The organism is Haloarcula rara (genome assembly GCF_029338235.1).
Lineage (GTDB): Archaea > Halobacteriota > Halobacteria > Halobacteriales > Haloarculaceae > Haloarcula > Haloarcula rara.
This window is the reverse complement of the sequence record NZ_CP119785.1, coordinates 1,358,617-1,377,165: the sequence shown is the minus strand read 5'-3', so window position 1 is coordinate 1,377,165 and position 18,549 is coordinate 1,358,617. Positions and strand designations below refer to the sequence as shown.

At 67.9% G+C, this 18,549-nt stretch carries 21 protein-coding genes; 12 read left to right on the top strand and 9 right to left on the bottom strand.

Annotated elements, in window-relative coordinates; genetic code table 11:
* Nucleotides 1-202: 202 nt before the first annotated feature.
* Nucleotides 203-940 (top strand): ribonuclease H-like domain-containing protein, encoded by a 738-nt coding sequence (locus P1K32_RS07325; RefSeq protein WP_276252016.1) that lies wholly within the window; start codon nucleotides 203-205, stop codon nucleotides 938-940.
* 226 nt (nucleotides 941-1,166) lie between these two features.
* Here the strand turns inward: P1K32_RS07325 and P1K32_RS07320 are convergent, their stop codons facing one another.
* Together P1K32_RS07320 and P1K32_RS07315 are read right to left on the bottom strand one after the other, a co-directional pair.
* Nucleotides 1,167-1,796 (bottom strand): rhomboid family intramembrane serine protease, encoded by a 630-nt coding sequence (locus P1K32_RS07320; protein WP_276252015.1) that lies wholly within the window; start codon nucleotides 1,794-1,796, stop codon nucleotides 1,167-1,169.
* A 55-nt stretch (nucleotides 1,797-1,851) separates the two neighbouring features.
* Entirely contained in the window at nucleotides 1,852-3,108 is a 1,257-nt protein-coding gene (locus P1K32_RS07315) for an MFS transporter (RefSeq protein ID WP_276252014.1), read from the bottom strand.
* Nucleotides 3,109-3,240: 132 nt separating this feature from the next.
* Between P1K32_RS07315 and P1K32_RS07310 the strand changes: the two genes are divergently transcribed.
* Nucleotides 3,241-3,531, top strand: a complete 291-nt coding sequence (locus P1K32_RS07310) for a hypothetical protein (RefSeq protein WP_276252013.1) — start codon at nucleotides 3,241-3,243, stop codon at nucleotides 3,529-3,531.
* Nucleotides 3,532-3,540: 9 nt separating this feature from the next.
* Complete coding sequence (locus P1K32_RS07305) at nucleotides 3,541-3,969, top strand: GIY-YIG nuclease family protein (protein ID WP_276252012.1); 429 nt, start codon at nucleotides 3,541-3,543, stop codon at nucleotides 3,967-3,969.
* Here P1K32_RS07305 and P1K32_RS07300 read toward each other — a convergent pair.
* Nucleotides 3,966-4,844, bottom strand: coding sequence for a universal stress protein (locus P1K32_RS07300; protein WP_276252011.1), 879 nt, complete (start codon nucleotides 4,842-4,844; stop codon nucleotides 3,966-3,968). The genes P1K32_RS07305 and P1K32_RS07300 overlap by 4 nt on opposite strands.
* Before the next feature lie 76 nt (nucleotides 4,845-4,920).
* On the bottom strand, nucleotides 4,921-6,123 hold the full coding sequence (locus tag P1K32_RS07295; protein ID WP_276252010.1) for an MFS transporter: 1,203 nt from the start codon (nucleotides 6,121-6,123) through the stop codon (nucleotides 4,921-4,923).
* Nucleotides 6,124-6,183: 60 nt separating this feature from the next.
* On the opposite strand from P1K32_RS07295, the gene P1K32_RS07290 reads away from it, so the two are divergent.
* Nucleotides 6,184-7,248, top strand: a complete 1,065-nt coding sequence (locus tag P1K32_RS07290) for a TrmB family transcriptional regulator sugar-binding domain-containing protein (RefSeq protein WP_276252009.1) — start codon at nucleotides 6,184-6,186, stop codon at nucleotides 7,246-7,248.
* Nucleotides 7,249-7,252: 4 nt separating this feature from the next.
* On the opposite strand, the gene hisA is transcribed toward P1K32_RS07290, so the two are convergent.
* Complete coding sequence (gene hisA, locus P1K32_RS07285) at nucleotides 7,253-7,987, bottom strand: 1-(5-phosphoribosyl)-5-[(5-phosphoribosylamino)methylideneamino]imidazole-4-carboxamide isomerase (RefSeq protein ID WP_276252008.1); 735 nt, start codon at nucleotides 7,985-7,987, stop codon at nucleotides 7,253-7,255.
* A gap of 120 nt (nucleotides 7,988-8,107) precedes the next feature.
* Here hisA and P1K32_RS07280 point away from each other — a divergent pair, with 120 nt between their 5' ends.
* From P1K32_RS07280 to fer, 3 genes are all read left to right on the top strand, one after another.
* Nucleotides 8,108-8,935, top strand: coding sequence for a hypothetical protein (locus P1K32_RS07280; protein WP_276252007.1), 828 nt, complete (start codon nucleotides 8,108-8,110; stop codon nucleotides 8,933-8,935).
* A gap of 78 nt (nucleotides 8,936-9,013) precedes the next feature.
* Nucleotides 9,014-10,219 carry an inorganic phosphate transporter gene (locus P1K32_RS07275; protein WP_276252006.1) on the top strand — a complete coding sequence of 402 codons (1,206 nt, stop codon included), beginning with the start codon at nucleotides 9,014-9,016 and terminating at the stop codon, nucleotides 10,217-10,219.
* An 81-nt stretch (nucleotides 10,220-10,300) separates the two neighbouring features.
* On the top strand, nucleotides 10,301-10,690 hold the full coding sequence (gene fer, locus P1K32_RS07270) for a ferredoxin Fer (protein WP_276252177.1): 390 nt from the start codon (nucleotides 10,301-10,303) through the stop codon (nucleotides 10,688-10,690).
* 84 nt (nucleotides 10,691-10,774) lie between these two features.
* Here fer and P1K32_RS07265 read toward each other — a convergent pair whose 3' ends face one another.
* Nucleotides 10,775-11,509 (bottom strand): hypothetical protein, encoded by a 735-nt coding sequence (locus P1K32_RS07265; RefSeq protein ID WP_276252005.1) that lies wholly within the window; start codon nucleotides 11,507-11,509, stop codon nucleotides 10,775-10,777.
* Between the two features lie 296 nt (nucleotides 11,510-11,805).
* Here P1K32_RS07265 and P1K32_RS07260 point away from each other — a divergent pair, with 296 nt between their 5' ends.
* From P1K32_RS07260 to P1K32_RS07250, 3 genes are read left to right on the top strand one after another with little or no spacing between them, the layout of a single operon-like run.
* Complete coding sequence (locus P1K32_RS07260) at nucleotides 11,806-12,810, top strand: A24 family peptidase (protein WP_276252004.1); 1,005 nt, start codon at nucleotides 11,806-11,808, stop codon at nucleotides 12,808-12,810.
* Between the two features lie 58 nt (nucleotides 12,811-12,868).
* Nucleotides 12,869-13,231, top strand: a complete 363-nt coding sequence (gene hisI, locus P1K32_RS07255; protein WP_276252003.1) for a phosphoribosyl-AMP cyclohydrolase — start codon at nucleotides 12,869-12,871, stop codon at nucleotides 13,229-13,231.
* On the top strand, nucleotides 13,231-14,343 hold the full coding sequence (locus P1K32_RS07250) for a DUF7118 family protein (protein ID WP_276252002.1): 1,113 nt from the start codon (nucleotides 13,231-13,233) through the stop codon (nucleotides 14,341-14,343). The genes hisI and P1K32_RS07250 overlap by 1 nt, the downstream gene beginning before the upstream one ends.
* Before the next feature lie 166 nt (nucleotides 14,344-14,509).
* Here P1K32_RS07250 and P1K32_RS07245 read toward each other — a convergent pair whose 3' ends face one another.
* Together P1K32_RS07245 and glmM are read right to left on the bottom strand one after the other, a co-directional pair.
* Nucleotides 14,510-14,827, bottom strand: a complete 318-nt coding sequence (locus P1K32_RS07245; protein WP_276252001.1) for an RPA12/RPB9/RPC11 RNA polymerase family protein — start codon at nucleotides 14,825-14,827, stop codon at nucleotides 14,510-14,512.
* 155 nt (nucleotides 14,828-14,982) lie between these two features.
* Complete coding sequence (glmM, locus tag P1K32_RS07240) at nucleotides 14,983-16,341, bottom strand: phosphoglucosamine mutase (protein WP_276252000.1); 1,359 nt, start codon at nucleotides 16,339-16,341, stop codon at nucleotides 14,983-14,985.
* A 116-nt stretch (nucleotides 16,342-16,457) separates the two neighbouring features.
* Between glmM and pyrE the strand changes: the two genes are divergently transcribed.
* Both pyrE and P1K32_RS07230 read left to right on the top strand, forming a co-directional pair.
* The gene (gene pyrE / locus P1K32_RS07235) at nucleotides 16,458-16,982 is read left to right on the top strand and encodes an orotate phosphoribosyltransferase (protein ID WP_276251999.1); all 525 of its coding nucleotides are present in this window, start codon (nucleotides 16,458-16,460) and stop codon (nucleotides 16,980-16,982) included.
* Between the two features lie 149 nt (nucleotides 16,983-17,131).
* The gene (locus P1K32_RS07230; protein WP_276251998.1) at nucleotides 17,132-17,380 is read left to right on the top strand and encodes a glutathione S-transferase N-terminal domain-containing protein; all 249 of its coding nucleotides are present in this window, start codon (nucleotides 17,132-17,134) and stop codon (nucleotides 17,378-17,380) included.
* Nucleotides 17,381-17,487: 107 nt separating this feature from the next.
* Here the strand turns inward: P1K32_RS07230 and P1K32_RS07225 are convergent, their stop codons facing one another.
* Complete coding sequence (locus tag P1K32_RS07225) at nucleotides 17,488-18,459, bottom strand: transcriptional regulator (RefSeq protein WP_276251997.1); 972 nt, start codon at nucleotides 18,457-18,459, stop codon at nucleotides 17,488-17,490.
* Between the last annotated feature and the right edge of the window lie 90 nt (nucleotides 18,460-18,549).

Sequence of the window (18,549 nt, the reverse complement as noted above, 5' to 3'; positions counted from 1 at the left end):
CTCCGCTCATCGCTGCGCTTTATCGAGGTCCCTCACTCCGTTCGGGACCTCGCTACTGCTCGCGGCTACGCCGCTCGCGATTCGAGACACCTCGCGTTGCTCCGCGGGTCACTGTGTTCCCCGCTCCGCTTCGAGGTCGCTCGCAGGCTCGCGACCTCGCTACCCGAGACATTTACATAGCCCTCACGCGCTACCGAGTAGCGTGCGCGTCGAGAACAGTTTCATCGGGGTCGACGGCGTCGGCGAGCAGACCGAACAGTCCATCTGGGAGCAGGGTGTCACCCACTGGGACGAGTTCGAACCGAGCGTCGTCGGCGGCAAGCGGGGCGACCGCATCGACCAGTTCATCCGCCAGAGCCGGGCGTATCTCGACGCCGCCGACGTGGCCTACTTCGACCGGCAGTTCCCCAGCAGCGAGCAGTGGCGCCTCTACGAGACCTTCGACGAGCGGGCCTGTTTCTTCGACATCGAGACCACCGGACTGGACGAACATCGCAACCAGGTGACGACCGTCTCCTTGCATCAGGCCGGCGAGACCGAGACGCTGGTCGCCGGTGACGACCTCACCGCCGACAACCTCCGGGCGGCCTTCGCCGACGCCGACCTGCTCGTCACGTTCAACGGCAAGCGCTTCGACGTGCCCTTCCTGGAAGCGAACTTCGACGTCGACCTCCAGCGCCCCCACCTCGACCTCATGTACACCTGCAAGAAGCTCGGCCTCTCGGGCGGGCTCAAGCAGGTAGAACAGGACATCGGTATCGAGCGCGACCGACCCGACATCTCCGGGAAAGACGCGGTCCGGCTCTGGCGCGAACACGAGCGCGGCCAGGACGGCTCCCTCGAGACGCTCATCTCCTACAACCGCGAGGACACCGTCAACCTGCAGACGCTGGCCGACGAAGTCACGACGCGGCTCGACGAACGGCTCTTTCAGTACTAGCGAGGCAGCGAGCGGTGCGCGGTCGCTTGCGACCGCGAGTGACGAACGGAGAGGGACCAGCGGTCCCTCAAGCAGTCGGGCGGCGCTGCCGCCCGACGACGGGGCGAAGCGCCGTGAGTCAGCGACCTTCCTCGAAGCGGAGCGGGGAAAGCGAGGTGGGAACGGAGTGACCACCTCGGTAGTGAGCGGCGTAGCCGCGAACGAAGTGACCCGCGGAGCCGCGGTCTCACTCTACCGCTGGGGGACGCCCTTGCGTGTTCTCTCCCGGTGCCAGCAGGTGCGCTCGCCCGGCGAGGAATCCGAGCAGTAGCCCGGTGAAATGTGCGATGAGCGCCGCACCGGGATTGGCCGTCAACACCGTTACCAGCCCTGCCAGCAGGACGCCGAGCGCGAGCTGGAACCGCGGTTCCAGCTCGATGCCGCCCACGAGTAGCTCCGTGACCCGATTCGCTCCGAGCAGATAGCCGTACAGCCCCAGGATGGCCCCGCTCGCGCCCAGCACGGCGACCTGCGCGGGCATGCCGGGAACGAGCGGACCGACGACGCCGACGAGGGCCACCTGTGTCACGCCCGCGAGTGCGCCCACGGAGACGAAAAAGGCGTGAAAGCGTGCGCTCGTGGTCAGTCGCTCGACGAGCAGGCCGCCAAGCGCCAGCGCGACGGCGTTGGCGACCAGATGTGAGACGCTCGCGTGGGCGTAGACGCTCGTCACCACCGTCCAGGGCCGGGAAAGCAGGGGGTTCGACAGCGCGAACAGCCCCCGCCAGCCGAGGAGCCCGGCCAGTTCCTGGCAGGCAAACACCGCCAGGACGAGCGCCAGGGTCACGAGCGTCGGACTGCGTCGGAGGGCGCGCATACTCCACTGTTAGCCGTCAGCGTACATGAATGTCGGGCCGCCATTCGAGCCGTAGTCAGGAGTCGACTCGCGGGACGAACTCCCCTGTCTCCTGTCGTACGCCGGCCAGCAGGACCAGCCCGGCCAGTAGCGGGAGGGCCGCACAGGCGACGTAGATGGGGTCGAAGCCGACGGCATCGACCAGCGGGAGCGTGACGATGGGCCCAAAGCCCCCGCCGAGGTCGCCCAGCACGTTGTTCGTCCCGACGGCGCGCCCCATCTGGCCGTCGGGGACGAGGTCGCCCAGCAGCGCCATCAGCGGCCCGCTCGACCCGCCCTGTCCGCCGCCGATTAGGAGGCAGGCGACGACGAGGACGGGGACGCTCTCTGTGACGGCAAGGAGTGCGAAGCCGACCGACGTGGCGACCAGGAAGACGAGCAGCGTCGGGACCCGCGACCCCCGACGGTCGCTGATGGCACCGCCGGCGTACATCGAGAGGCCGGCGGCGACGACGGTGACGCCCATGAAGATGCCCGACGAGCCCTGCGCATCGAAGCCGAACACCCGCAGCTGGGCCTGGCCGAGGAAGAGGACGAGCGTGGCGAAGAAAGCACCGATGTAGACGAAGAAGACGGCGAAGTTCACCGCGCCGACGGTCAGCGCCGGCAGGCTGGTGTTGACGTCCCAGGGCTTGACCGACTGGTTCGCGTCGCTCTCGACGTGGGTCTCCGGGACGGTCCAGTACGCCACGGCGCTGGCGAGGACGGCGAAGGCCGCGGCGACGCTAAAGGCCGTGACCGTGCCGGCGACCTCGCTCACGACGCCGCCGATGACCACGCCCGTCGGGAAGCCAAAGAGGACGCCGCCGCGGATGAGGCCCATGTTCGCGCCACGGGAGCCGCCGTCGCTGACGTCCGAGGCGATGGTGTAGGCCGTCGCAAAGACGAGTGCGCTTCCGATGCCCCAGCCGATGCGGGCGATCATGAACCACGCCTCGGGGGCGGGTGCGACCATCGCGACGACGTAGCCGGCGGTCGCGACAGCCTGGATTCCCATGCCGACGACGAACGGCGTTCGCGTGCCAACGCGGTCGACGAGTCCGCCGGCCGGTGCGTTCGCGACCAGCCGCGAGAACCGGTTGGCGGAGAGAATCAGGCCGACGAGAAACGGGGAAATCCCCAGCACGGCACCCAGGTTCGGCAAGATGGGGTAGACGACGCCACCGCCGAAGCCGATGAAGAAGGTGCTCGTGATGACTGCCCAGACGACGGCTCGCTGGCCGCGAACCCGGTCGAGGACCGCGCCCAGACCGCTCGATGGCTCGGTCACCATGCGTCTCGCATCCCTGCGAGCGGGTAGGCCGATTCGGCGCAAAAGGATTTGGAAACGGCCGTGAGATGCGCGCTTCTCGGGCCGCTTCCCGGTTCCAGAACGAATAGGTGGCTCCAGTCGGTATCGTCGCGTATGTCAGGCCGCACCGACGACCTCGCCGACGCCTTCGGCGAGCACACCGACGCCGACCTCGCACAGACCGCCGCGGAGAACGTCGCCGCCTTCGCCGAGGCGTACGACGAAGACCTCACCGCCGAGGCCGTCCTCGGCCGCTTCGAGGACGCCCCCTACGCCGACTTCCGCAAGGCGTTCAACTGGCTCGTGGGTGACCTCGCCGCCGACAACGAGGACTGTACAGACTCCCGCGAGTTCCGTATCCAGGGCTTCGGCGACCACGCCGCCGACCCCACTATCACAGGCTGACGCCGCCGTATGGACGGCGGGACGTACACGCTCGTCCTCGAACGCGAAACCGACGGCCCCATCCAGGTGGGCGCGCTGGGCGATATCGCCTTCCCCGCGGGCTGGTACGCCTACACCGGCAGCGCGCTGGGCTCGGGCGGCTTCTCCCGCGTCGAGCGCCATCGCGCCGTCGCGAGCGGCGAGAACGGTGCCCGCCACTGGCATATCGATTATCTGCTGGGCGACGACGCGACCAGCGTCGGGACCGTCGTGACGACTGCCGCGGATATCGAGTGTGTCGTCGCCCGGCGGCTGGTCGACGCTGTGGGCGATGCCGTCCCCGACTTCGGCTGTTCTGACTGTGGCTGTCGCTCGCATCTCGTCGGCTGTGCGGGCTGCGAGGAGCTGGTGGCGGCTGTCGAGCGGGCCCACGACGTGGCTTCCAGTGAGCGTGGTTAGTTCGAGTTTTCGCCGTCTCTCACTGTGATGACGGGAACTGGCGCAGCGCGGACGGTCTTTTCCGTGACGCCGCCAAGCAGGATTCGCTCGGTCCCGCGCTTTCCCGTCGTTCCCATCACGACGGCGTCGATGTCCGCCGAGTCGATAGTATCGAGTATCTTCGAAAGCGGTGTCCCGTGTTCGATGTGGCTGACAGTGTCCGTAACCCCCTGTGTCGCTGCCTCGGACGCGACAGCCTCGACGGCCTCGGTCGCCGCCTGCTCACGTCCCTCGTCAGAGACCGTCGAACGAACGTCCACACCGAGCGACCGCTTCTCGGCGACGGATACCACGTGTACGGTCGCATCGAGCGCCGCTGCAAGGGAGACCCCGTACGCCGCGGCGTGTGCGGCACTGACACTCCCATCCGTGGGTATCAGAATATCCTCGTAGGGGAACGCCAGCTGCTCGTCGGGCTGCATCCGGGCCGAGAGCACCGGGACAGACGCCAGGCGGACGACCTTCTCGGTGACGCTCCCGAGGAGGTATCGTGATATCCCCGTCCGACCGTGTGTCGGCATCACGATCAGGTCGTGGTCGTATCGCTCGGCGTACTCGACTATTGTCGACGCCGGATTCCCCTGGACGACGTCAGTATCGTGGTCCGCACCGAGCGTGCGCAGCGTCTCCGCCGCGTCCTCGAGCACGTCCTCGCCCTCCTGGACGAGGGCGTCGACGACCTCCGTTTCCACGACAGTGACGCTCTCTCGTGTCGTATCCGCGACGAACAGGAGATGAATCGTCGCATCGGCCCAGTGAGCGATTTCGGCGGCGTGGTGCAGTGCCGCCGCTGCCCCATCACTCCCGTCGAACGGAAGCAGAACGTCGTCGTACATCTATACGTGTGACTATGGCAAACACGTCTAAATGGCTTGTCACCGGCTGCCCGTCGGCTGACGAACCCACAGCATCTCACCGGGCGGCCCGGTACAGCGCGTACGACAGGACCACGGCGAGCAGGGCGAGTGGGAGCGCGAGCAGCTGCATCGCCCCGGCGACGCCCGTGTCGCTGATCACAAAGCCCATCGCGGCGGGGACGACGGCGATGCCGGCGGCGCTCGTGACGGCGGCGGTCGCGTTGACCGGCGCGCTGTGTTCGGGGACCGCCTCGGTGGCGTAGGCAAGCAGCGTCGGATACATCCCCGAGAGCGCCAGCCCGATGGTGAAGAGGCCGACCAGCAGGCCGTACCCCTCCGCGAGGAAGAACGTATAGACGAAGGCCGGAATCGTCAGCCCGACCAGTCCGACGGCCAGGCGGACGTAGCCGAGCCGTTCGGAGAGCCAGCCCGAGGCAAAGCGGCCGGGGATGTAGGCCGCGAGCATGACCGACAGCGACGCCGTCGCGAGCGAGCTGGGCAGCCGTCCCTGCGCGTAGGTGGTCACCCACGTGAACAGCCCGCCCTCGAAGCCCGTCGAGCAAAAGAGCGCGACCGCCATCGTCAGGACCGCCGGCTGGCGGGTGATGCGACGCAGCTCGGCCCGGTCGAGCGGGTCGTCGCCGCCGTCGATATCTGGCGTCGGCAGCCGGAGGGCGAGCGCCACGACCGGGACGAAGGCCAGCGCGAGCGCGTAGTAGGCCAGTCGCCAGTTCCCGGCGGCGACGGCGGCCGCGACGAGGAGCGGGCCAGCCGTCGCGCCGACGGCCCACATCATATCGTAGAAGCCGAAGATTCGGCCGCGCTGGCGGGGGTAGAGATGCGAGAGCAGCGGCCGGTCGGTCCCCCGGCCGACGCCAGTAAAGAGCCCGCGGCCCAGCAGCGCCGCCAGAAAGAGCCCGAAGGAGGGCGCGACGCCCATCACCAGGATGCCGGCGCCGGTGCCGACGATACCGACCAGCAGGAGCCGTCTGGTGTCGAGACGGCCCGCCACGGCGCCGACGACGACCACGGCCAGCACGTAGCCGACGGTCCCTGCAGGTGCGACCAGCCCCAGCTGCCACTCGGGCACGTCGAAGGTCCGCCGGAGCGCCGGGATGACAGCGCCGCGCATCTGCAGCCCGGCGCCCTCCAGCGTGATGTACGCGAAGACGGCGACCGTCCACCAGCGCCGGCCCGACCGGTCGGGCTCGCCGTCTGCCTCCGTGTCCGGTGCCTGCGTGGCGGCCGCCTCGCTCATACGTGACTCTCTCCGCAGGGAGGGAAAAATATTTTGTATATTCTATCACAATACTCGGCCATGTCTGCGGACACAGTGCGAGACCATCTCGGTGCCTTCGGCCTCTCGGCGAAGGAAGTCGACGCCTATCTGGCCGTTCTCCGGTCCGGCGCGGCGACTACCGGCGAGGTCTCGCGGGCGGCCGACGTCTCACAGGGGTACGTCTACGAACTCGCCGAGGGGCTCGCCGACCGGGAGATGGTCACCATCGACGAGACAGCCAGCCCGACCGTCATCCGGGCGCGCCCGCCCGACGAGGCGCTGGGGTCGTTCACCGAGCGGCTGGACGACCTCCGGGAGAGCGTCGAATCGCTGTACACCGCGCCGGACGACGACGGCGCCGCGGTCGAGGTCGTCCACTCCCGCGCGACGGTCCGCAAGCGCATCCGGCGGTATCTGGCCGACGCCCAGCGCGAGGCGTTTCTCGTCCTCCCCGAATCGGAACTCGCGAACCTCGAAGCGGCGCTCGTCGCCGCCCGGGACCGCGGCGTCTTCGTCTACCTGCTCGCCGTCTCGCCGCTGTCCTCGGAGACGGAGCCCGACTGGGCGGCCTGTGCGGACGTGGTTCGCACCTGGGACGCCACGCCGCCGGTCACCGTCGTCGTCGACGAGACGACCGGCGTCCTCGGCGCCCACGGCATCCTCGCCGGTCGGCACGGCCGCGAGTACGCCCTCTCGTTCGCCCAGCGGGAGGTCGCCGGCGGCTTCTTCGGCAACGCCGTGGCCAACTTCTGGCCGATGGGCGAGGACCGCTACGTCACCGACCCGGACGAGCTCCCGGCGACGTACGACCACCTCCGGACCGCCGCGACCAACGCCGCGCTCCACCGGGCCGCCGGTCGGGAGCTGCTCGCCGACGTGACACTGGCGACCCTCGACGCGGACGGGGACCGACGCTACGAGCGGGTCCCCGTCGTCGCGGTGCGACAGAACCTCGTCGGCGACCCCACGAACGACTTCCCGATGGAGAACAGCCTCGTCTTCGAGACGCCCGACGGCCGCGTCGCCGCGGGCAACCCCGGCGGCGGTATCGGCCCGTTCTACGAGGGGTACGGCGCGCAGTCGGTCACGCTGTACAAGGGATAGCCGGCTACCGCTCGTCGACGGCGTTCTGTGCCGCTTCCAGTGTGAACTCGCCCTCGTACAGCGCGCTGCCGACGACGACGGCCGCCGCGCCCGCCTCCGCCAGCGCCAGCACGTCTTCGACGGTCGCGACGCCGCCGCTGGCGATAACGGGGATGTCGACGGCGTCGACCAGCCGCGCGACGGGGTCGGTCCGCACCCCCTCCAGCTGGCCCTCGACGTCGACGTCGGTGAACAGAATTCCCGCGGCGCCCAGGTCGGCGTAGCGCTGTGCGGCCTCGGCCGGGTCCAGCCCCGTGCCTTCGGTCCAGCCGGAGACGACGACCTCGCCGTCTTTCGCGTCGAGGCTGACGAGGACGCTGTCGGCGTACTCGTCACTTATCTCGGCGACGATATCGGGGTTCTCGACGGCTGCGGTCCCCAGAATAACGCGGTCGACGCCCCGCTCTAGCAGGGAGATGGCGTCCTCCGCGGTGCGGATGCCCCCGCCGAGTTGCACGTCGACGTCGTCGTCGACCGCCTCGAGAACCGCGTCGATGGCGTCGGCGTTCTCGCGTTCGCCCTCGAAGGCGCCGTCGAGGTCGACCAGGTGCAGCGTCCGGGCCCCGGCCTCGACCCACCGCTTGGCCGCTACGACGGGGTCGCCGTAGGTCTTCTCGGTGCCGCGCTCGCCACCGACGAGCTGGACCACCTGTCCGTCCTGCATGTCGACCGCGGGAACGACCTCGAACGTCGGGAACATGACCGGCAGTGGGGCGGGACCCGTCGAAAGGGTGTCGGTCCCGGCGGGGCCGTCTCGCCACGCACATTCGACCGGCAGCCCAGCCCACACCCTTATCCGGCCCGAGAGGAATTCCCTACCATGTCCGCTGGAATCCTGATTCTCACCCCGCTCGCTCGCCGGTTGGAAGCCGTGATGTTCGGTCCACACGAGAAGAAGTACCGGCTGTTCGAACAGGCCGTCACCGTCGTCGCCATCGGGCTGGCACTCGCCTGGGGGGCCGTCGCCCTCGGCATCGTTCCGGTCGCTGCGACCACCGCGTCGGTAATCACGACCGCCGCGAGCGTCGCCATCTCGGCGTACGTCGTCGTCGGCATCCTGCAGTTCCTCGTGATGGCGGACGTGCTCGAACGGTCGAACGAGGACGTCGCGACCAAGGCCGCCGAACTCGAGGAGGCCGCCGAACAGCTCGAACAGACCGCCGAGGAGCTGGAGTCGACCGCCGACGAGGTCGAGACGGCCGTCGAGACCGTCGACGAGGCCGCCGAGGACGTCGAACAGACTGTCGAGGAGGTCGAACAGACCGCCGAAGAGGTCGAGCGCTCCGCCGAGGACGTCGAACGGTCGGCCAAGGACGTCGAGAAGTCCGCCGAAGAGGTCGAACAGACCGCGGCACAGACCGGTGACGACGACGCCGTCGAGACGGTTACCGAGGCCAGGGACAAGACAAGCGAGGCCAAGGACACGACGACCGAGGCCAGGGACAAGACGACCGAGGTCAAGGACAGGACGGCCGAAGTAAAAGACAAGACGAGCGAGGTCAAGGACAAGACCAGCGACGCGAAGCAAACGGCCGAATCCGTCACCGACGAGGTCGAGGCGGCAAAGGAGACCGCGAGCGAGGTCGAGGAGACCGCCGCCGAGAAGCGCGAGCGGCTGGCAGAGACGGACAGTGACGACGAGTCGTAACTGTCTGTGGACTGCTCACTCGCCACAAGGGGGCCGCGCGGTCGGTAATCTTTAACGGCGTCACGGCCACCGCCCAGTATGGTCGAGGTTCTCTTCGCGCTCGGCGTTGTCGTCGCTATCTTCGTCGGTTTCAACATCGGGGGCTCCTCGACAGGGGTGGCGTTCGGCCCGGCCGTCGGGTCGAACACCCTCACGAAATTCTCGGCGGCGGCGCTGATGACAGTGTTCGCGATGGCCGGCGGGCTCATCGTGGGCCCCGCCGTCGTCGAGAACCTCGGGAGCAATCTCGTGGCCACGCAGTTCTCGCCGCTTATCAGCATCGTCGTGCTGTTTTTCATCGGCGTCGCGCTGTTCCTCTCGAACGTCGTCGGCGTCCCCGCCTCGACGTCGATGACCGCAGTGGGAGCCATCGCCGGGCTGGGACTCGCGAAAGGGACGCTCAACGCCGGCCTGATGCTCGAAATCGTCGTCTGGTGGCTCGTCTCACCCATCCTCGCGTTCTGGGTCAGCGGCGTCATCGGGCGGTACTTCTATCCCAAACTGGTCGCGTGGTTCGCCGTCTCCCAGAGCGAGGGCGCCCTGCTGACGTACGACCGTTCGGGAGTGATTCCCCGCCCCTCGCTGGGCGAGAACACGACCCGCCGCGAGTTCGTCGGGACGACCGTCGTCATCGGTATCGGCTGTTACATGGGCTTTTCGGCGGGGGCGTCGAACGTCGCTAACGCCGTCGCGCCGCTTGTCGGCAACGGCTCGCTGGACCTCTACCCGGCTATCGTGCTGGGCGGGGCCGCCATCGGGCTGGGGGCCTTTACTATCGCTCGGCGGACGATGGACACCGTCGGCAACGATCTCACCGACCTCCCGCTGGTGGCCGCAATCGTCGTCGCCACGGTCGCCTCCACTATCGTCACCTTCCTCTCTGCGCTCGGTATCCCCGCCAGCTTCGTCATCATCGCCACGATGAGCATCGTCGGGCTGGGGTGGGGTCGGGCGACACGGATGACCCGCCTCTCGGATACGGTGACCAAGCGCGAGGCGCCCGACGTCTCGGTCGGGGCGCTGACCGCCGACGCCGACGACGCCCCGACCGTCGGCGGGAAGAAAGGGACGCCCGAGCCGAAGGATACCGAGCCAATCGGCGAGGAGTCCCGCGAGGACCTCCCGAAGGCCTCGGACCTGTTCGAACCGGCGACGACGGCCCGCGTCATCTTCCTCCAGAACGTCGTTCCCTCCATCGCGACTGTCGCCGCGTATCTGGTCTTTCGGTTTCTTCCAGTGTTTTGAGGACGCTGCGTCTATCATAATCGTACATCCGGGCTGTTCGAAGGGCAAAGTCTAACAGGACGGGGTTCGAACCCGGCTATGATGCCCACGGTAGAGTACCTAAACTACGAAGTAGTGGACCACAACGGCTGGGACATGTACGACGACGACGTCTTCGCTGAGGCGGGCGACCTGGACCTCGACGACGAGGACCACGGAACCGTCGAAGTCAACGAGGGCGAATATATCCTCGAAGCGGCGGAGGCCCAGGGCTACGACTGGCCCTTCTCCTGTCGCGCCGGCGCCTGTGCGAACTGTGCCGCCATCGTCCTCGAAGGCGAGATCGACATGGACATGCAGCAGATTCTCAGCGACGAGGAAGTCGAAGAAAAGAACGTCCGACTGACCTGTATCGGCAGTCCCGACGCCGACGAGGTCAAGATCGTCTACAACGCCAAGCACCTCGACTACCTGCAGAACCGCGTCATATAATCACCGACACGTGCGTTCGCTGAACGCACGGTTTTCCGGGGATATCCGTCCCTGGCTTCTCAGACTGGATAGCTGCTGGGCCCCTCACACCAGCAGCAGGACGACCGCGACCAGCAACAACACGCCCACCAGCACCGCGACAATCGTCTCGGTCCCCATCCCCGAGGCGCCGTCGGCCGTCGCCGAGGGTGCCTCGGCCGTCGGCTCCGTCGTCGCCCCGTCGTCGTTCGGCGTGAGGTCGATGTCCTCGATGCCGTCTTCGTAGGTCGCTCTCGCGTCCCTGACGGTGGCGATGTGAACCCCGAGCTCCTCGGCCAGCTCGGCGTTGGACAGCTCGGGGTTTCGCACCGACCGTTCGAGAATCTCCGCCTCGAGCCCGCTCCGGGCGTCTCTGACGACGGCGGTGAGGGTCCCCAGCTCATCGGCGATTTCGGCGTTCGTCGCCGCCGGATTGCGGAGGGTGTGGGCGAGCACTTCCGCCTGCACGTCGCTGCGCAGGTCACGGACCAGCGCGGTGTGGGTCCCCACTGCCTCGGCCAGTTCTGCGTTCGACCGGTCGGGGTCGTTCGCCAACCGCTGGAGTACGGCCGCCTGCGTTCCCGAGAGGTCGTCGAGCACTCGCGTCCGCGACGAGAGCGTGCCCGGGCTCTCATCGTCGTCGTCGCTTTCCGCGGCCGCCCGTTTTGCCTTCCGGAGGTCCCGGACTACGGCGGTGTGTGTTCCCGTCTCCTCGGCGATGTCGGCGTTCGACAGCCCCGGCTCGGAGTCCAGCAGGTCGAGGACGTACTGCTGGGTCGGTGTCGGGTTGTCGATTCCCATCCTCACGCCCTCCCGGACGACGTGTCGCTCGTGTGGTTGCTGGTCCGCTCGCCGGTCCCACCGATTCGCCGTTTAATTCGTGCCAGTCTCCCGCCCATACAGCTTTCAACATCAAGCTATGGTAATCAATCTACCGGGAACGTTAATATATGACAATGTACGATTCTCGCTCTCGCGGCCCCATCCCGCGGCCTGGCTCCGTTGTCCCGTCTCGCGATGCTCGCCGTCCCGACGCGCTCGCTTTCAGCACTGGACCGACCGGAACCATTAGGACAGTCGACGTGGGATGGGGAGTCGTGCAGGGGTCGATACCGGACCTGTTGCGACTGCTCGCCGTCCCCGTCTTCGGCTGGGCGGCCTACCGCGACATCGAGACTCGTCGCGTCCCCAACAGGACGTGGGTCCCGCTGGCCGCATTGGCCGTCGTACTGTTGTGCTGGGACACCTACGCCGTCCTGAACGGTGGCGCGTTCGGCCGGCCGGCCGGGGTGACACCCGACCGCCTGTTCTTCATCCGCGTCGCCATCAGCCTGGGCTTCGTCGCACCGCTGGCGTACGGGTTCTGGCTCATCGGCGGCTTCGGCGGGGCCGACGCCAAGGCGTTCATGCTCATCGCCGGCCTCTTCCCGGTGTACCCCACCTACTACCTCACCTCGATGGCGCTCCCGCTGGAGCCCTCGCGCATCGGCGTCTTCTCGCTGACCATCCTCTCGAACACCGTGCTGGCTGGGGTGGTCTACCCGCTCGGCGTCGCGGCGAGCAACCTCGTTCGGGGGCGGTTCTCCTGGGCGATGTTCCTCGGCAAACCGGTGGCCATCGAGCGCGTCCCCGAGGAGTACGGCCGCCTGCTGGAGACGCCCGACGGCTTTACGCGTGCGGGACTGGACCTCGACGCCCTCCGGATGTACCTCCAGTGGCGCGGCGGCTCGCTGGCGGAACTCCGGGCCGACCCGGAGACGTACAGAAACCCTGACTCGCTGCCCGAGGAGCCGAACCCACCCGGCGACGGCTCGTTCGTGACGGACGGGGGCGTCCCCATTGCGGGCTCTGCCAACCAGTTCGGTACCGCCGGCACGGCCGACCCCTGGGGCGCCGAACGGTTCCTCGACGACATCGACGGGTCGGCCTACGGGACCGACCCCGAGACGCTCCGGGAGGGCCTGGAGCTGCTCGCCGACGCCGACGAGGTGTGGGTGTCGCCGGGCATCCCCTTCCTCGTCCCGATGTTCGTCGGGCTGGTCGCGGCGCTTACCTACGGCGACGTGCTGTATGCCTTGCTCTCGGCGCTTGGCTTCGCGTGACTGTGCCGTCGGACGACCGTGCAAAAGACCTATACTAGCGACAGGCGACCCTCCGACCATGACTGACGTCACGCTCGCCTTCGACGACAACGAGTACATCCCCGCTGTCGCCCAGGACGCCGACTCGGGCGAGGTGCTGATGCTCGCGTACGTCACCGAGGAGGCCCTCGAGAAGACACGTGAGACCGGCTACGCCCACTACTACTCGCGCAGCCGCGACGAACTCTGGAAGAAAGGGGGAACGAGCGGGCACACTCAGGAAATCCAGGAGGTGCGGGTCGACTGCGACGGCGACGCCTTGCTGTATCTGGTCGAGCAGTCCGGCGGCGCCTGCCACACCGGCTACGAGTCCTGTTTCTACCGGACCGTCGACGGCGAGGCGGTCGGCGAAGAAGTGTTCGACCCCGACGACGTCTACTGATGCCGGACGCTGCCAAGCGGCTGGAAGCGGCCGCCGCGCAGCGCCGCCAGGCCCGCGAGCGAGTCGAGGCCGTCGGTGAGGACGAGCTCCGTCGCTGCCGGGAGCTGTACCGCGAACTACACGACCTGCTCGACCGCTACGAGGACACCGCCACCGGCAGCGGGAACTTCCAGGCCTACACGGAGTTCGAGGGGCGGGTCGCGAATCTGGCCGAGGACTTAGACGACGACCTCCCCGAGAAGGAGACGTTCGAGGCCGTCGACGACTACCTCCAGCAGCGCCGGCTCAGCGCGTCGGACTTCGAGACCGCCCGGCGCAAACTCGAACCCGTCGGCGACGTGGTCGGCCGACTGGACGAGTGGGAAGACGCCCGCGAGCGGTACCGGGAGGCCCGCCGTGACGCCAGCAAGCGGCTGGGCGAACTCGACGACCGCATCGACGAGCTGGAGCGCCTCCAGCGGCTGGGGGAGGCGGACCTCGAAGCGCCGGTCGAGCGCCTCAGAGACCCCATTGAAACGTACGACGAGGCCGTCGAGGCGGCGTTCCGGGAGTTCCGCTCGTCGGCGCCGGCCCGTGAGGTGCTGTCGGCAGTGGCCCGTGCCGACGCGTACCCGCTTGTCGAGTTCCAGTCCCCGCCCGAGGACCTGCTTGGCTACGTGCAGCGCTACGACGCCGGCAGCGAGACGATTCCCCAGCTTCTCGACTACGCCGACTACTCCGCCTCGAAGCTCGACCACTACGTCGACGACACCGCTGCGCTCAAGCGGGCCATCGGCACCCGGCGGACCTACCTCCGCAACCTCGACGCCGAGCCGCTCACTGTTGGGTGGCCCCCGCCGCCGGCCGACCACCTCCCGTGGCTCGTCCGCGAGTACCGCTCGGTGCTCTCTGGCTTTGCCGACGATGACGTCGTCACGGCGCTGCGGGACGTGCGCACATTGGCCCGCCGGGAAGACTACGAGCGCCTCCGAGAGAGCGCGCTCGCACGGGCGGAACTGGCCGACGACGAACGCGAGCGCCTGGCGAGCGGCGCCGTCGACGAGGAGCTGCAGGATGCTCGCGACGAGAAAGCGGCTATCGAGGACGCGCTCGAGGAGCACGACCCCTTGTAGTGCTGTGCGGAACTGGACGCTGGATACAGCGCGGCAGCTTCGCCGCTTTCGTACCGGCGACGCCGAACCAGCCGCTCACTGCGCCTGTGAATCGAGTGTTCTCGGGTATCGATGGGGCCGAACACTGCCCGGTCTTCGGCTCCGTTTCTGGATAGCGCGTGCGCTGTCAGGACTCGCGCCACTTCTGGCCGCACTCGACGCAGGTGAACAGCCGAACCTCGTAGGAGCCGCCCGGCTTCGGCATCATCTCGTAGTAGGCCCGGTCGCTCTCGCAGTCCTCGGCCGGACAGGGCTCCTGCATCGTCTCGGTGGCGTCCTGGGTCGCGTCGGCCACGGCGGGCGCCCCGTCGTCCCGCTGTCCGTCCTGGGTCGCCATCGCCGCTTCTGCTTTCGAGTCCCGCGGCGCCTCGTTCTCACAGGAGCGACACACCCACGTGTCGCCCTCCGTGTGCATCAGCGAACCACACTCGTCACAGAATTGCATATACCGTGGGCAGACACTGGTGTCGGATATATGTGTTAACTTCCGCGTCGTGAGTCTCAGGCAACTGCCCGTGGTGGCTGTACTGGCCGAATTCAGCAGGCCGCTGGAACGTCTCTCCGGACGAGAGGTCACCTCGAACACACCACCGGCGACGACTAGTCGCCACGCTCGGCCGCGCCGACCATCTGGCCGGCGAGTTCCTCGGCCCGCTCGGGGGTGCGGGCCTCGGCGTACACCCGGACTACGGGCTCAGTACCGGAGGGCCGGGCCAGCACCCAGCCGTCGCCGTAGTCCAGCCGCCAGCCGTCGGTCGTGTCGAGGTCGCCCGCCGCCTCGGTGGCGTGGGCCTCGATGCCGGCGAGCATCGACTCCCGGGCGGCCTCGTCGTCGACGTGGAGGTTCCGCCGGACGTTGTAGTAGTCGTCGTAGGGCGCGACCAGCTCGCTGGCCGTGTGGTCCGCGAGCAGTTCGCAGAAGCGGGCGGCGGTGTAGGCGCCGTCGCGGGCGATGCGGTAGTCCGGAAAGAGGATGCCGCCGTTGCCCTCGCCGGCGATCGCGACGTGGGTTCCCTCGGCCTGGCGCTCCGCGATGCGACTGACGATGTACGTCGAGCCGATGGGGGTCAGCGAGAGGGTGGCGCCAGCGTCTTCGACAACGTCGACGATACGCTGGGAGACGTTGACCGCGCTGACGACACCGTCGCCCTCGTGTAGCTCCGCGGCGGCGAGTGCCGCGAACATCGCGCTGCCGTCGATATGCTCGCCGCGCTCGTCGACGAACATCGCTCTGTCCCCGTCGCCGTCGTGGGCGATGCCGAGGTCGGCGTCGGTCGCCCTGACGTAGCTCCGCAGGTCCCCGAGCGTGGCCGCCACGGGCTCTGGGTTCCGGCCGGGGAAGTGGCCGTCGGGCTGGGCGTTGACCGTGTGGACCGTACAGCCAAGCTCCCGGAAGAGGTCCGGGCTGACGAGCGACCCCGCGCCGTGGCCGGGGTCGACGACGACCGTGAGGTCGGCGCCGGCGATGCGCTCGCGGTCGACGGACTCGAGGACGCCGGCCCTGTAGTCGCGTCGGGCGCGCTCGACCCGGCGGTCGGTCCCCATCCGGTCCCAGGACGCGTGGCTCGGCTCCGCGGCCAGCGCGCGCTCGACCTCGTCTAAGGTCGCCCGGCTCAGTTCGACCCCGTCGGCGCCGATGAGCTTGATACCGTTGTACGCCGGGGGGTTGTGACTCGCCGTCACCATCAACCCCGGGACGGCCTCGGCCTCGCAGTAGGCCTGCAGTCCCGGTGTCGGGACGACGCCCAGCCTGTCGACGTCGAACCCCAGCCCGGTGAAGCCGCTCGTCGCGGCGTTCTCGTAGGTCCGCCCGGTAGTCCGGGTGTCCCGGGCGATAGCGACCCGGTCTGTGTCAGCGGCCCACACGCTCCCCGCCGCCTGTGCGACCTGCATGGCGTCTGCTGGCGTCAGTTCCTCGCCGGCGACGCCCCGGACGCCGCTCGACCCGAACACGTGCATTCGAGGAGAACTGCGTCGCCGACCGGCTTATGAATGTCGACACCTGTAGACGGTATCGGCGGGCTGACACGCACCGATTCCAACAGCCATTAGCCGTCTCGCCGTTCACGGCAGGTATGGCCAACCAGGAACTCATCGCGGCGCTGCGGGACGCTGATGCCGTCAAGTACGGGGAGTTCGAGCTCTCCCATGGCGGCACCTCGAACTACTACGTCGACAAGTACGTCTTCGAGACGAACCCTCGCTGTCTGGAGCTCATCGCCGCGGCCTTCGCCGAGCGCCTCGGCGACGACAAACTTGCCGGCGTCGCACTGGGTGGGGTCCCGCTGGTCGCGGTCACCAGCGTCGAGACGGGGCTGCCCTACGTCATCGCCCGCAAGAGTCAGAAGGAGTACGGTACCGGGAATCTCATCGAGGGCGACCTGACTGAGGGCGAGTCGGTCGTCGTCATCGAGGACATCGCAACGACCGGCCAGAGCGCCATCGACGCCGCCGAGGCGCTTCGCGACGCCGGCGCGGTCGTCGAGGGCGTGCTCGTCGTCGTCGACCGCGAGGAAGGGGCCAGCGAGAACCTCGCCGAGGCCGACCTCGAACTCGAATCGCTCGTGACCGCCTCGGAGCTGCTTGCCGACGCACCGTAGCGAGGTCGCGACCGCAGGGAGCGACCTCGAAGTGAAGCGGGGAGCGGAGCGATCCGCGGAGCAGGGGTCCTACGTCTCGACGCAGTCTGGCACCGTCCGGACACACCACCGACGCGCTTTTTCCGATTGACCGTGTAGATAGTTGCGTAATGGCGAATCTCGAACTCTACGAGCTGGAGGGGTGTCCGTACTGTGCGAAGGTAACGAAGAAACTCGACGAGCTGGGGCTTGACTACGACTCGCATATGGTCCCCCGCTCCCACGGCGAACGCACGGAAGTCGAGGCGCTATCGGGCCAGACCGGTGTCCCGGTGCTCGTCGACAACGAAAACGGCGTCGAGGGCATGCCCGAGTCCGACGATATCGTCGAGTATCTCGAAGAGACGTACGGGTCGTAAGGTTCTCTCTTGACCCGGCCACGTACGGCGTGAGTGACCGGCCTTTTTCCGCATCCGACCAACGCTGTTCGGTGACACGCTGCGTGCCTCGTGGGACCCACCGACTGTCAGGCCGCGTCCTCCTGGGGTTCCTCACCGCGTTCCATGATGAGGTCCCGCAGGTCGTCGGCGTCCTGAATATCCTCCATTTCGCCTTCCTCGATTAGCGCCGTCCCGTCGACGGACTCCCGTGTCAGCTCGTCGACGACGTACACTGACCGCGTCTTCGTCACCTGGCCGACAGAGGACATGATGCGGGCGCGCTTCTCGGCGGCCTCGGTGAACGCGGAGTGGCCCGTCAGCACCTGCTCGCGTCGGCGGGCGTTCTCGTTGACGGTCTTGAACGGTGCGCGGTTGGTCGGGTGGACCTCGAAGCCGATGCGCGTGAAGACGGTGGCGATGGGTTCGTCCTCGGGCGCCACGTCGGGGTCGTCCGGCGTCGGCTCCTCGTCGCGTATCTCCTCGGCGCCGTCGAGTACGCTGACCGGCGACGTGAGGGGCGCGTCGAACAGTTCCTCGAGTTCTGCCGCGACCTCGACGGACGCGTCCATCCCGTCCTCGTACTTCGAGACCGTCCGTCTGGAGACGCCCAGTTCCTTTGCGAGCTTGCCAAGCGACCACTCTTTTGCCTCGCGGACGTCCGCGAGGACCTCCGAGTCGATGTTGACGTACAGCCCGCCCGGCGCCGCGTAGATGAGCGGCGGCACCTCCTCGACGAACAGGTCCATCGCCGTATCGGGCGAGAGGACCGGGACGCCGTTGCGGAAGTAGACCACCCCCGGTTTCAGCTCCTCGTCGCGCGTTCGTAGTCCGACGACGATGGGCGTCGCGTTGAGGTAGGTGCCCAGCCGTCGCATCTCCGCGCCGGTCCGGGCGTCGAAGGCGTCGATATTGCCCAGAATCTTCACGAGCAACACGTCCTCGCCGCGACGAGCCGCGATGTCGAAGCTCTTCGGTCGAATCGCACACCGGTCGCTCACGAGGAACCCGGCGTCCTCGAGCATGGCGGTTACGTTGCCTACCAGTGCGGACCGTGACATCTGCTCTCTACTGGGGCTTAAGCCATTCACCCCATATATGCGTTGTGCCGTCCTGAAATCTGGGTTAGTCGCGCCCTGACTGCGGTATCA

What these genes read in the sequence shown, in the direction of transcription:
- P1K32_RS07320 (WP_276252015.1), bottom strand. Translation starts at nt 1,796, where the DNA reads ATGCGCGCCCTCCGACGCAGTCCGACGCTCGTGACCCTGGCGCTCGTC.
- P1K32_RS07315 (WP_276252014.1), bottom strand. Translation starts at nt 3,108, where the DNA reads ATGGTGACCGAGCCATCGAGCGGTCTGGGCGCGGTCCTCGACCGGGTT.
- P1K32_RS07310 (WP_276252013.1), top strand. Translation starts at nt 3,241, where the DNA reads ATGTCAGGCCGCACCGACGACCTCGCCGACGCCTTCGGCGAGCACACC.
- P1K32_RS07305 (WP_276252012.1), top strand. Translation starts at nt 3,541, where the DNA reads ATGGACGGCGGGACGTACACGCTCGTCCTCGAACGCGAAACCGACGGC.
- P1K32_RS07300 (WP_276252011.1), bottom strand. Translation starts at nt 4,844, where the DNA reads ATGTACGACGACGTTCTGCTTCCGTTCGACGGGAGTGATGGGGCAGCG.
- P1K32_RS07295 (WP_276252010.1), bottom strand. Translation starts at nt 6,123, where the DNA reads ATGAGCGAGGCGGCCGCCACGCAGGCACCGGACACGGAGGCAGACGGC.
- P1K32_RS07290 (WP_276252009.1), top strand. Translation starts at nt 6,184, where the DNA reads ATGTCTGCGGACACAGTGCGAGACCATCTCGGTGCCTTCGGCCTCTCG.
- hisA (WP_276252008.1), bottom strand. Translation starts at nt 7,987, where the DNA reads ATGTTCCCGACGTTCGAGGTCGTTCCCGCGGTCGACATGCAGGACGGA.
- P1K32_RS07280 (WP_276252007.1), top strand. Translation starts at nt 8,108, where the DNA reads ATGTCCGCTGGAATCCTGATTCTCACCCCGCTCGCTCGCCGGTTGGAA.
- P1K32_RS07275 (WP_276252006.1), top strand. Translation starts at nt 9,014, where the DNA reads ATGGTCGAGGTTCTCTTCGCGCTCGGCGTTGTCGTCGCTATCTTCGTC.
- fer (WP_276252177.1), top strand. Translation starts at nt 10,301, where the DNA reads ATGCCCACGGTAGAGTACCTAAACTACGAAGTAGTGGACCACAACGGC.
- P1K32_RS07265 (WP_276252005.1), bottom strand. Translation starts at nt 11,509, where the DNA reads ATGGGAATCGACAACCCGACACCGACCCAGCAGTACGTCCTCGACCTG.
- hisI (WP_276252003.1), top strand. Translation starts at nt 12,869, where the DNA reads ATGACTGACGTCACGCTCGCCTTCGACGACAACGAGTACATCCCCGCT.
- P1K32_RS07250 (WP_276252002.1), top strand. Translation starts at nt 13,231, where the DNA reads ATGCCGGACGCTGCCAAGCGGCTGGAAGCGGCCGCCGCGCAGCGCCGC.
- P1K32_RS07245 (WP_276252001.1), bottom strand. Translation starts at nt 14,827, where the DNA reads ATGCAATTCTGTGACGAGTGTGGTTCGCTGATGCACACGGAGGGCGAC.
- glmM (WP_276252000.1), bottom strand. Translation starts at nt 16,341, where the DNA reads ATGCACGTGTTCGGGTCGAGCGGCGTCCGGGGCGTCGCCGGCGAGGAA.
- pyrE (WP_276251999.1), top strand. Translation starts at nt 16,458, where the DNA reads ATGGCCAACCAGGAACTCATCGCGGCGCTGCGGGACGCTGATGCCGTC.
- P1K32_RS07230 (WP_276251998.1), top strand. Translation starts at nt 17,132, where the DNA reads ATGGCGAATCTCGAACTCTACGAGCTGGAGGGGTGTCCGTACTGTGCG.
- P1K32_RS07225 (WP_276251997.1), bottom strand. Translation starts at nt 18,459, where the DNA reads ATGTCACGGTCCGCACTGGTAGGCAACGTAACCGCCATGCTCGAGGAC.